This window comes from Cupriavidus sp. GW822-FHT03E04, from assembly GCF_058801495.1.
Genome location: NZ_JBXANI010000021.1, coordinates 168,094 through 180,290, shown reverse-complemented (window position 1 = coordinate 180,290; position 12,197 = coordinate 168,094). Strand labels below are relative to the sequence as shown.

Genomic DNA, 12,197 nt, shown 5'->3' with positions numbered 1-12,197 from the left:
CAGGGTATTCCCTCGCGCCTATGAATCCAAACTGAACTGCACATCCTATTGACAATGGAAGTCATATCAGCGAGTCGCCAGCACCGTCTGTACCGTTCAGTAGAGTGGCGCCAAAGTAGTTCCCACCAAATAGTGATGGGAACTACTTTGTCACAGTCACAGGAAGAACCAGTCGCCGGCAGTCGCAAAGGCCGGCCGAACCACAGCGAGGAATTCAAGCGGCGGTTGGCAGCCGCTGCGTGTGAGCCGGGTGTCTCGGTATCGAAATTGGCGCGCGAGCACGGCATCAACGCGAACATGCTGTTCACCTGGCGCCGACGCTATCGAATGGAGCAGCGCCAGGAAGCCGCGGTGTTGTTGCCGGTGACCGTTGAACACCCAAGCTCGCCACCCGGTCCGATGCCAATGAGTCCGGCCGCTGCGGTTTGCGAGCCGACTCCGCCGCACGGCGCCATTGAGATCCGTTTGGGCCGAGCGGTGATTCGCATTGAAGGGGCAGTCGACCCGGCCACGTTGCGTACCGTACTGGACCGTTTGACGCCATGATCGGGTTGCCGGCGGGAACACGCATCTGGATCGCTGCAGGCGTGACCGACATGCGCTGCGGATTCAACGGGCTCGCAGCGAAGGTGGAGGCGACTCTGCAGGAGAGCCCGTTCTCCGGCCATGTCTTCGTCTTCCGCGGCAGGCGCGGCAATGTCGTCAAGGTGTTGTGGTCAACGGGCGATGGGCTTTGCTTGCTCTCGAAGCGCCTGGAGCGTGGACGTTTCGTCTGGCCGCAGGCCGACAGCGGCAAGATCCACCTGACGCAAGCGCAGTTGTCGATGCTGCTGGAGGGGATCAACTGGAAGCAGCCCGAGCGCACCTGGCCGCCACTGTCGGTGTTGTAAACCTTGTGGCATGTGCGTAAACTGCCGCGCATGCCAATCGACCCCAGCGATCTCCCCGACGACATTGAGGCCCTGAAGGCCCTGGTGTTGGCACAGCGGGAATCGATCGCACTCATGGAACGGGCCTTGGTGGTCCGCTCCATGGAGATCGAGCAGCTAAATCTGCAGATCTCGAAGCTGAGGCGGATGCAGTTTGGCCAGAAGTCCGAGAAGCTGGATCGACAGATTGAACAGCTCGAGACCCGACTGGAAGATCTGCTGGCCGAGGAAGGTGCGGCCGAAACCGAAGCCGATCCGCAGGCTACCCCTCCTGTCCGGAAGAAAGCGGTACGCAAGCCGTTGCCGGAGCACTTGGAGCGGGAGGAGCGGGAGGAGCGGGAGGAGCGCATTCTCGAGCCTGAGACCGAAGCCTGTCCAGAGTGCGGCGGTAAGCTCAAGCCGCTGGGCGAGGACATCTCGGAGCAACTCGATATCATCAGCAGTTCATTCAGGGTGATTCGGCAGGTTCGGCGCAAGAAGGCCTGCGCCTGTTGTGATTGCATCGTCCAGGCTGAGGCGCCAAGCCGGCCGATTGAGCGCGGCATTGCCACGGCGGGGCTGCACGCTCACATACTGGTTGCCAAATACGCTGATCATCAACCGCTGTACCGCCAAGCCGCCATCTATGCCCGGCAGGGCGTGGAGCTGGACCGCACGACCATGGCTCGCGGTGTCGGCGCTTGCGGTGCGCTGGTACGCCCCCTGGTCGAAGCTTTGCACCGATACGTGATGATGCCCGGCAAGGTGCACGCGGACGACACACCGCTGCCGGTACTTGCGCCAGGTAAGGGACAGACCAAGACGGGAAGACTATGGGCTTACGTGCGGGACGATCGCGCATCGGGTTCGGATGCTGCACCTGCGGTCTGGTTCGCCTACACACCAAATCGCCAGGGTCAACATCCCCAAGCGCATCTGGCCGGCTTCCGCGGCATCCTGCAGGCAGACGCGTATGCGGGCTTCAACGCTGTTTTTACCGATGGCAGTGTGCGCGAAGCAGCTTGTATGGCCCACGCGCGTCGTAAGGTGCACGATCTGCATGTCCGCAAGGCAACGCCGACCACAACGGAGGCGTTACGCCGGATCGGCGAGCTCTATGCCATCGAAGCGGAAATCCGGGGTAAGCCACCTGCCGTGCGTCAACAGGTGCGGCAGCAAAGATCCCGGCCCCTACTGGACAGCTTTGAAGTGTGGTTGCGAGAGCGGCTATTGACGCTCTCGACGCAGTCGGAAACGACCAAAGCCATCAACTACATGCTGAACCAGTGGCAAGCGCTAATCTACTACTGTGATGATGGCCTGGCAGAGATAGACAACAACATCGCGGAGAATGCGCTGCGCGGTGTCGCGTTGGGTCGGAAGAATTTTTTATTCGCCGGCGCTGACAGTGGCGGCGAGCGCGCGGCCGCAATGTACTCGCTCATCGGGTCCTGCAAACTCAACGGCATCGATCCTGAGGCCTATCTGCGTCACGTCTTGGCCCGCATCGCCGATCATCCCGTCAATCGGATCGACGAACTTCTGCCGTGGAACGTCGCCGCTCAACTGGCGTTGCAAGCCTAAAGCAGCACCACTCCTGTCTCGTCGTCAACCACGGTGCTGGCGATCCGCTTACATGCCAGAGACGACTGTGCATAAATAACCGTCCCAGCGCACCCTGCCGGCAGGGTGCCGGGATTCCATGGCATTCGCCTTCTTGGCCATCCCCTTGCTCCCAAGCTGCATCTTTGCGTTTTCATGGACGAACGAATGCAGCTGCACTTTGCACTCCCCATAGCCGTCGAAGTTACGATGGCAGCTTTTGGCTGGTGGCGCTAATCTTTGGCCGTTAATTGCAGAAATGCCAAGTTATGCCGGAAGACATTTAGCGAACGCCGACGATTCCACCCAATCTACCGACCCGGCAAAGGCCTCTTGGCAATTGCGTAGACCTGGCTCTTACGTGCGAGCTGACACGCCCGACGGCGACTAGTCCCATTCCCGGTCGCTGCCGCGCTCTGCTTCGTATGTCTTAACCTCTTCTGCCGCATGAGAAGCCGCCTTCTCGAGGAGAGGCACGTGTCCTTCGGGACGACCAGCATTGCCAAACCCAAGCCGTCCAGAGCGCGGAGAACGTAGTCAAGGTGAACGTGCTGTAGCGCGTGTACGGGAAGGTCGTGGCTTCCTGGTTGGTATTGACGAAGTCAATATCCTTGTTCTCCAGCATTACCTCAGCCGTCACTTGCACCCCATCGGGTACGATCGCCATGATGGGTTGCACCTCTGTGAGCACGCTGGCTTCCGTATGCGTGAACAATTGCTGCACAGTGCCGGCCACGGGTGCGGTCAATGTCGCCATTCCCCGGCGGGCGACACTGGCCCGAATCCCACGGACCGCAGCAATCTCGGCGGCAAGCCCCACCTCGTCGTAGACCGGCGTGGCCTGCCACTGGCGCTGACTGTGATCGGTGCCAACCGCCATGACTCGATTGTCTTCCGGGCGTTGGTCGATGCGATTCCCTCTGTGCCGAGGTTTGTCTGGCCGGCCACGATCTCGCCCCGAGAAGCTGCACGCTGACAAGGGATGCGACTTCCTGCGCTGCCGTCGGCATCTGCGCAAGCGTGGCATTGAACCACGCATTGGGCGTCGCGGCGTAGAAAGTCATGAGCGACGCGGAGAGCATCGCCGGGTTGTCGAACGGACTCCTGCTTGGCCTGCTGCCGTCGGTAAGCTGCTTCGCACTCGTTTCGAACGTCGCATCGATACCCAATTGGCTTTACTGACTCTGGATTGCGCCGTCATCTGTTCCAGGTTCGTGGAGCGGTTTTGTTAGCCGTTCTTAGCCGCTACACGCGAAACTCGCCGTATAAGGCTATGTTAAGTTTCGAGTCATTCGGCGATGCCAATGGACACCGATGACGCCAAGGCGCGGCTTTGGCCGGACTCAGCCCTCATGTTCTTGCAAGGCTTTCTTGACGCAGGTCTTGCCAAATCTCAACGGATTCCGCGCAGTCTTTCCAGAGCGACTCGCTCACGGGCCAACTCTTCTTCTTGCCAACCGCAAAAGCATTGCCTGAGCCGTTGCTCGCTGGCATCGAACTGTACGGCCGCCTGATCGATTCGCTGGGAGCGCTCTGCCGGAATGTTGCTTGCGGCAGCCAGAAGGCGGTAGCCCACCCCAAGCCCCAGTTCGAGCGAGCTTGGTTGCATGGACTGCGGCTGACGTGAAAGCGCGACCTGAGCGCGCTGCAGCGCAGCGATGGCCTCATGCACGCGAGCCGCGTCAGGATGCCCGGCATCCGTCAGGAGCGACTGCTCCAGGATATCGACCATTGCGCGCTGACGCTGCAGCTTCACGCGCTGGAGGCATGGGCTGTCGCCTTGGACCATGTTGATCTGCCAGTGTCCTTTCGCAGATTCCAGCCCTCTGTACGTGGCGTCGGAAAGACTGGGGCCCCAGCCCGGTGATTTAGCCATGAGAACGACTTGCTGATCAAAGCCCCATCGAAGTTCTCCAATGACCTTCAGTCCTTCATCACCACGCACAAGGGACGCGAGGTCATAGAGTGCTTTGCCCAACGCATCAAGTTGTGCGAATTGTTCAACGGGTATTGCCCGGACATCCAGTGCGTCACGTAGGCCCCCGATCTGCTTCCTTAGCTCGTCTGCATCTCGATGCAAAAAGGCCCGTTGCGCCAACAATTGGCGATGCTGGCCCTCAAGGAGCCGTAAGCCTTCGTTGGACTCTACCTTGGGTGCCAGAGACAGCAGCGCGGTCGACTCCCTGATCGCTTCTTCCCACAAAGAGCGCCCAGCAGCTCCGCCTAGGCCGTCGGCTTCCTGATAGAGAGCACGCACGAGGATCTGCCTTGAGTTTAACTCGACAAGTTGGCCGTTCGATCCTCGACTCGAGTGGAGCATCTGCGTGAGCTGCTGGCGCGCTGTAGCATGAGACAGAAGATCGCGGCGCAAGGCCGCCAGTCGCAAGCTCGCGATCAAGGCAGCACGCTGCATGCCCTCTTTTTCAGGCCATTTCTTCAACTGGTCAATCGCCTGCAGCAAGTGCGCTTCATCGCCCTCCGCATATCCAATGCGGAGATTGAGAAGTGCCTTCGCCTCCTGCGCAGTCGCAACGTTTGGCGGCGAAAACCCGCGCTGCAGGTCGTCAAGTCCTTTGCGCGACGCTTCATCACGCGGAGGCGCACACACGGAGTAGGTCGAAGGTGCGCTTGGTCCTCCAATAGTGAAAGGGCGCGCTTGCCCGAAGGCCGAAAGGGATGTAACGAGACATGCGGCCAGCGCGCTGGCGATCAACCAGGTCCGGTGCGACGTAGTGCAGAAGCGGCCAAGCTTTGCCAGCCTCGCCCGGCAAGCCAACTGTGGATGTGCGGATGGTACGACCATGTTGCTTTTAGACTCCTGAGCAATCGCGTTATCCAGAATTACTCCGGCCTCTCCTGCCGCTCGGCTGGATAACAAGAGGCGTCCTCTTTCAATTCAGGACGCCTTCTTGCAGTGAGAGAGCTTGGTGCCGATTCACCTGTTCTCCGCGAGTAGCGCCCCCGGAAGCGAGGCGAAATGCAGTGGTGTGCGAGATATTAGTATTCCAGATCTCTGTGACAGAAGGCCCAGAGTCTGTATAGGCCTCGCCGTATCCGACACCACCCGGCTGTTGCGGTAACGCGCTGGAAGACCGTTTCTTTCAGACTTGCTCATTTCCGCTCAACCAGGAACTAAGCTGACGTCCTGCTTGGTCCAGGCCAGAATTAATTCTGGCGTTTTCGCCGTGGCCAGGTCTTTCCTCCACAGAGGCACCGCACAGGTGTAAGGGGTGTTCACTTAGCTCCGGGCGCTTATTCGCCATCACGGGCCTAGTCGGATTAAGTTGCCGTCAACGCTGCGTACCTCGGAGACGCCATGTGGAGCATCAACGGTTAAACTGATCACGGCGAAGTGGTACTTGTCGACGGTCAAAACGCGGAAGCGGGTTCGCCTGGCACGCCGGCGACTTCTCCGGCCACACCTCCGACCTGAAGTCAGCTAAACAAGTACGGAAGCGGCTGCCGCATTTTGAAGCAGGCAGCTCGGCCTATTCCCGACATACTCGCCTTCGCATCTCCGTCCGCGTTCGCTCTCGGTTAGCTGTAAATCCGCGGAAACTCACTTTTGACGGTCCACGAGATACTCGATAGAGATCATACCGATATCCGACTCGTTAGACCTCCGTGTATTCCAAGTCGGTCCGATCGATGACCTTGTCAATAACAAGGGCGTCCGGCGTCTCCCTCATGTTGCAGAACACCACCTCGTCGGTGTAATAGATCGCCAGGTAGTTAACACCTGATATTTCGAAATGCGAAAGCCATACTTCCTTTCCTTTGTGCTCTTCCGTCCAATTATTTTTGGCCATAAAGGGCAAATCCAGGCCGTTCTGCCTGGCGAGGCCGGCGGCGTATTCCCATCGGCTCTTCTTCAGCGGCGCATTCGCGATTAAGTCTGTCACGAAATCGCGCTTCTGCTTGCCCAATGCCGCCAGCCTGGCATCCAGCAAGGGGTTACGTCCGAAAATTTCCGCCATGCTGAACTTCCATTGCAGATCCGGAACGGGCTTGATGTACGACAGAGATTTCAGCCACCTCTTCTGCAGCGTGGCCACGTCGTTGGTTGCGTTCAGCATGTGGAATTCACGGTCCTTCTGCTCGATCCATTCGTCAACTTTGCCGTGGATTGGGTGGTTGAACCCGCCTCGCGCGCGCACGGCGGCCGTGCGTTCGGCACTCGCGTTGGTGTATTGCGCAACCTCCCGGAAGAGGCGCTAATGAGCGTAGGCGCCTACCGCCCCGAGCCCTTCTTCCACTTCGCGCTGTACGTCTTCCGACCATCCGCTATTGGCCACGAACTGCTCATGCCCGCCGTTGCTGACCTCAGCCTGGTAATTGCTGAGGCGATGGTTGTAAAGAAGCGCTGCGGGGATTTCGTGCCGGGTGTAGGCACCATAGTCGGCTAGGTATTCCATGATCTTCATCAGCGCCCCGATCAACGCATGAGGATCGTCACTGTCATAAATGCCTTGGCGGACTGGAATCATGTTCAGACGGGGCAAGTGTGGGGCCAGGGGGTCAAAGATATCCATTGCCGGTTCAGTAAGGTATTTGCCTCCGCACGACAGTGCGGACGATGGCGGTTAATGGCTGCTCAACGGTCTTGAGGCGCTGTTGACTTCGAAGTACTGCGCCATGGTGTTCACATGAGCCACGGACAACTCACCGGCATAGAAGCGGAGCTTTAGCCATGACAACAGGTGGGCGTAGCGAGCCTGCGCCAAGTTGCGCAGCGCGTCATAGAACTGCTGTTCGGCATCCAGGATATCCGCATTGACGCGCTCACCTCCGGCCACGCTCTTTTTCATCGCGACGGTCAGTTCGCGCGCTGAATCCACGGCATATTGATAGGCTCGCATTTTGGCCGCACTGCTGTTTTGCAGGTTGAACTGCTTGCGCAACTCGTTTAACACTTCACTAAACCTGGCATCGTTTTCGTAGCGTAGGCGCTCCTTGCTGTCCACTGCCTGCCTCACCGTCGCGGACACGCCACCGCCAGCAAAGATCGGCACGGTGACTTGGATGCCGATGCTGTTGGTCACATAGCGCTGATCGAAAGTCGCTTCCGAACTGGATTTTTGGCGGCCCGCCGTCGCGTATAGACTGACCTTGGGCAGATGGCCGGCGCGAGCCTGCTCGACCTGCTGCTCAGCTGCATCCAGCGAGTAGCGCAGTGCCGCAAGTTCCGGATTACCTACCAGGGCCATCTTATGCCAGGCCTCGAAACCGCCGGGCTCCTGCGGCAGCGCGCCAAACGCCCTGGCCAGCGGCGCTAGGTTCTCGGCTCGCAACGACTGTCCTATCATGGCGCCAAGATCACGCAGCGCGGCGTCCAGATTGTCCCGCGCCTCGATCTCCTGCGCCTGTGCCAGGTCGTAGCGGGCCTGGGTCTCCAGCATGTCGGTGCGAGTGCCTTCGCCAGCGTCGAGGCGCCGCGCGTTCAACGTCATCTGCTCAGCAAACGCGCGCTTCTGCGCCTGCGTCAGGTCGATCTGGTCTTTAGCAAAAAGCGCCTCGGTATAGGCCTGCGCGACGCGCACAGCCACCTCCTGGCTGCGGCTGCGGAAGCGGGCGTCAGCATGGTGTGCTTGCGCAATGCCACGGTAATAGCGCGAGATCGCCTCGTAGTCGAAGACCGGCTGCTCCAGCGTCAGTGACGACGAATAGCTACGGTAAGAACGGTCCGACGTGGACCTCCCCAAAAACCCCGGTTGGGTCACCTCAGATTGATTGCGCCCCGCCTGATACTGGAAAGACAGCTTGGGCAACAAGGCCGCCCGGCCGATAGCGCGTTCTTCGAGTCCTGCATCCCGCTCTTTGAGAGCTGCGTGGTAGGTCGGATCGTATTCCAGCGCCATGCCATAGACTTCCATCAACCCGATCATACGGGTGTCGGCGCCGACTTCCATTGCAAACCGAGGCGGTGACGCTTCTGCGTCCATGTCTGTCGCCGCAGCGGCATCCGTACCCGCATCCAGGCACAGCAAAGCAAGCGCCAGTAAACCTCCCGGTCCGCCCCATCGCCATCTCTTGCTCCCGCCCCCTGCGCACCGCGCCAACCTGCTGCTCATCAACGCTCCCGAATACTCTCGCTGCCATACTGGATCAGCGGATCGAGGAAATACTCGATCACGCGTCGCCTGCCTGTCTTGATCTCCGCGGTCACCGCCATGCCCGGTGCCAGACGAATGTCCGCCCCATTGACGGCAATGGTTGAGCGCGCCATGGCGATACGCATCGAATAGATTAGGCCGCGCTTCTCATCGCTGATTGCATCGTCCGACACCGAAGTCACGGTGCCTGGCACGACGCCGTACTTGGTGTAAGGAAAGGTCTCGATCTTGACCTCGGCTTCCTGTGTGGGCAGTACGAAGCCCACGTCCTTGTTCTCCAGGAACGCCTCGACCTCCAGCACGTTTTCTTCCGGCACCACCAGCATTAGAGACTGGGCTTCCGTCACCACGCCGCCCAGTGTGCGCACAGCCAGTTGCTGAACCGTGCCGGACACGGGGGCGGTCAGCCGCGTCAGGTGCTCTGACTGTCTGGCCTTGATCAGGTCCTGCTCCAGCAAGGAAATATGCTGGCGGCCTTCATTCAAACGGTCCAGGCTTGCGTGCCGCGCGTCCGCCCGCAGTGTCTCGCGTTGCTGCCTGGCCTCTGCGATAGAGGCCTCGATTTCTTTCAGGCGGCTGCGTTGCACGGCGAGATCCGCCTCCTGTTCGATACGCTCGCGCTCGCGTTCCAAATAGGTATTGCGCGCCACGTATTGCTCGCCCGCCAAGGCTTTCAGGGCCTCAGCGCGCTGGCGCACGATAGGTGAGGTCTTTTCCAGCTTACTCACAAGCGCCAACGTGGACTGGTGCTCGGCCTGGCGGCGCGCCAGCTCCGCATTGATGCCGGCCAGCTTGGCCTGCAATGCCGAGAACTCTGCCTCAGCCAGACGCTGCACATCGGCGAAGGCGCGCGGATCGACATCGGCCTGCGCCAGTGCGGGCGCACGCTTTCCATCAATGGCCGCCAACATGGCTTCGGCATGTCCGACCTGCAAGGTCCACGTTTGTAGTTCGTTCACGATGCGCTGCTGTTCTGCTCGGGTAACGGTGCCGTCAAGTTCGATCAGCAAATCCCCCGCCCGCACCGATTGCCCTTCGCGCACGTGGATGGCCTTGACCGTGGCCGTACCGATGGGCTGCACAACCTGGGTGCCTTCGCTGGGGATGATCTTGCCTTGCGCAGTCGCCACGATGTCCACCTGGCCGAAGATTGACCACAACAAAGCCAGCAGCGCAAAGACGATCAGCAACCACATGGCCACCCTTGGTGCGGGCGACACAGCCGTCTGCTGCAGGGACAAGGCGGCCGGTAGAAACTCTGCTTCGTCGGCATCGTAGCGCTTGCCCTCCCAGGACTTGCGCTCTCGCCAGGATGCCGCAAACACTCCGACGTAACGTTTGCACAGGTCGCCCCATGCACCAAAAATATGCCCCCAAGCCACGCGCTACCCCTGCTGCATGCGATGCAGGGCGGCGTACTGCCCTTGCTCACGCTGGATGAGGTTGGCATGCGTGCCTTCCTCGACAATATCGCCGCGCTCCATGACCACGATGCGGTGTGCGTCCTTGACTGCCGACAGGCGATGTGCTATGACGAGTACTGTCCTGCCACGGCTGATCTCGCGCATGTTCTGTTGAATGATGCGCTCGGACTCGTAGTCCAGCGCGCTGGTCGCCTCATCGAAGATCAGGATGCGTGGGTTAGACAACAGCGCCCGCGCAATGGCGATACGCTGGCGCTGCCCGCCAGACAGCGTGGCGCCGTGCTCGCCCACCATGGTGTCATAGCCTTCGGGCAACTCAGCAATGAACTCATGCGCGCCGGCCAGCTGCGCGGCGCGAATCACCTGCTGCAAGGGCGTGCCGGGATCATTGAGCGCGATGTTGTCGCGGATGCTGCGGTTGAACAGCACGTTCTCTTGTAGAACCACCCCGATCTGCCGGCGCAGCGAACTAGCGTCGATGGTCGATATATCCACCCCGTCGATCAGCACACGCCCCTGCTCGGGCTGGTAGAGCCGCTGCACCAGCTTGGTCAGCGTGCTCTTGCCCGAGCCCGAGCGGCCAACGATGCCCACGGTCTCGCCAGCTTGGATCGCCAGGTTCACGCCGCGCAACACTGGCTGCGCGCCTGGCCGATAGCGAAACTCGACCCGGTCGAACTCGATGCGCCCCTGCACCGGCGGCAGCGCTGGCCGGGGCGTATGGACTTCGGTGCGGGTGTTCAGGATATCGCCCAGCCGCTGCATGGAAATGCCCACCTGCTGAAAATCCGTCCATAGTTGCGCGAGCCGCATCACCGGCCCGGCCACGTTGCCCGCCAGCATATTGAAGGCGATCAGTTGCCCCACCGTCAACTGACCGTCGATGACCAGCCGTGCGCCAAGCCACATCGTCCCCACCGTCACCAGCTTGCTGATCCAGGTCACGCCGCCATTGGCAATAGTGCTAATCGCCGTCGTGCGAAAGCCCGCCCTTACGTATGCGGCCAACTGGTTGTCCCACTTACGTATCCACTGGGGCTCTACCGCGCTGGCCTTCAACGTCTCGACACCGCTGATGGTCTCAACCAGGAAGGACTGGTTTTCAGCGCTGCGATTAAATTTTTCGTTCAACCGCGCTCGCAAGGTGGGTGTAAACCCGAGCGACAGCAGAAAATAGCACGGCAGCGAAGCCACCACGATCAGGGTCAGCCAGACGCTGTAGTGCGTCATGACAGCCAGAAACAGAACTGAGAAGAATAGGTCCAGCACGACGGTGATGGCATTGCCCGTCAGGAAGGATCGGATGTTCTCCAACTCGCGTATCCGCGCCACCGAGTCTCCAACTTGCCGCGCGCGGAAGTAGGCTAGCGGCAGGTTCAGGAGGTGTCGAAACAACCGTGCGCCCAGCTCCACGTCGATACGGCTGGAAGTGTGCGCAAAGACATAGCTGCGCAGGGCATTGAGCACCACCTCGAAGGTCACAACCGCCAGCAAGCCGACCGCGATGACATCCAGCGTCGTAAAGCTGCGATGCACCAGCACCTTGTCCATCACGACCTGGAAGAACAAGGGAGTGACCAGCGCAAAGAGTTGGATCACGAACGAGACAATGAAGACTTCCAGTAGCAAGCGACGGTACTTGACCACTGCCGGGATGAACCAGCTGAAATCGAATTTGGCCAAAGCACCGGCCACAGAAGCACGCGAGGCGAGCAAGATCAGTTCGCCGGACCACGTCTGTCGGAAGTCTTCCAGCAGCAGCTCCGTCGGGCCTGGCTTGCGCGGATCCTGGATCAGCACCTTGCCTGCGTCGTGGCGGGCCAGGATGAAGTAATTGCCATCGTTGTCGCGCCCGATGGCAGGCAAGGGCGTAGTCGCCAAGCGCTTGGCGCGGATCGTCGCCTGGCGGGCGCGCAGATCGAGCTTCTTGGCGGCGAGTAGGATTTCGATCGCGCCAAAGAGCTTACCGTCCGCCCGAAATTCATGGGCAAGCTGATCGACGTCGGCGGCAACTTGGTGAAAGCGGGCCAGCATGACCAAGCATACGAGACCGGTGTCGAAAGGAGGTGGTTGGTCCGCCCCCTCTTCCCCCGATTCAATGCCAAGCCACGGCGGCGAACGACTGGGCCCGCCGGGCATTTCCTCAACGC

9 protein-coding genes and 1 pseudogene are annotated in these 12,197 nt (G+C 60.3%); 4 read left to right on the top strand and 6 right to left on the bottom strand.

Going from position 1 to position 12,197, the window contains the following annotated elements; translation table 11 throughout:
* Nucleotides 1-135 precede the first annotated feature (135 nt).
* The 4 genes and pseudogenes from tnpA to AC1RQC_RS28280 all read left to right on the top strand — a co-directional run.
* Entirely contained in the window at nt 136-546 is a 411-nt protein-coding gene (tnpA, locus tag AC1RQC_RS28295; RefSeq protein WP_249679065.1) for an IS66-like element accessory protein TnpA, read from the top strand.
* Nucleotides 543-890 (top strand): IS66 family insertion sequence element accessory protein TnpB, encoded by a 348-nt coding sequence (gene tnpB, locus AC1RQC_RS28290; protein WP_492809404.1) that lies wholly within the window; start codon nt 543-545, stop codon nt 888-890. The genes tnpA and tnpB overlap by 4 nt, the downstream gene beginning before the upstream one ends.
* A gap of 30 nt (nt 891-920) precedes the next feature.
* The gene (locus tag AC1RQC_RS28285; RefSeq protein ID WP_492885242.1) at nt 921-2,492 is read left to right on the top strand and encodes an IS66-like element IS883 family transposase; all 1,572 of its coding nucleotides are present in this window, start codon (nt 921-923) and stop codon (nt 2,490-2,492) included.
* Between the two features lie 775 nt (nt 2,493-3,267).
* A pseudogene (locus tag AC1RQC_RS28280) lies at nt 3,268-3,742 on the top strand (transposase); the annotation flags it as partial.
* 161 nt (nt 3,743-3,903) lie between these two features.
* Here the strand turns inward: AC1RQC_RS28280 and AC1RQC_RS28275 are convergent.
* From AC1RQC_RS28275 to AC1RQC_RS28250, 6 genes are all read right to left on the bottom strand, one after another.
* Nucleotides 3,904-5,313 carry a hypothetical protein gene (locus AC1RQC_RS28275; RefSeq protein WP_492885240.1) on the bottom strand — a complete coding sequence of 470 codons (1,410 nt, stop codon included), beginning with the start codon at nt 5,311-5,313 and terminating at the stop codon, nt 3,904-3,906.
* Nucleotides 5,314-6,124: 811 nt separating this feature from the next.
* Nucleotides 6,125-6,586 carry a hypothetical protein gene (locus AC1RQC_RS28270; RefSeq protein WP_492885238.1) on the bottom strand — a complete coding sequence of 154 codons (462 nt, stop codon included), beginning with the start codon at nt 6,584-6,586 and terminating at the stop codon, nt 6,125-6,127.
* A 138-nt stretch (nt 6,587-6,724) separates the two neighbouring features.
* The gene (locus AC1RQC_RS28265) at nt 6,725-7,042 is read right to left on the bottom strand and encodes a DMP19 family protein (RefSeq protein WP_492885236.1); all 318 of its coding nucleotides are present in this window, start codon (nt 7,040-7,042) and stop codon (nt 6,725-6,727) included.
* Between the two features lie 51 nt (nt 7,043-7,093).
* Entirely contained in the window at nt 7,094-8,452 is a 1,359-nt protein-coding gene (locus tag AC1RQC_RS28260) for a TolC family outer membrane protein (protein ID WP_492809400.1), read from the bottom strand.
* Between the two features lie 128 nt (nt 8,453-8,580).
* The gene (locus AC1RQC_RS28255) at nt 8,581-10,005 is read right to left on the bottom strand and encodes an HlyD family type I secretion periplasmic adaptor subunit (RefSeq protein WP_492885234.1); all 1,425 of its coding nucleotides are present in this window, start codon (nt 10,003-10,005) and stop codon (nt 8,581-8,583) included.
* Nucleotides 10,006-10,008: 3 nt separating this feature from the next.
* A complete protein-coding gene (locus AC1RQC_RS28250; protein ID WP_492809534.1) occupies nt 10,009-12,186 on the bottom strand; it encodes a type I secretion system permease/ATPase in 2,178 nt (725 codons plus the stop codon).
* Nucleotides 12,187-12,197: the final 11 nt, after the last annotated feature.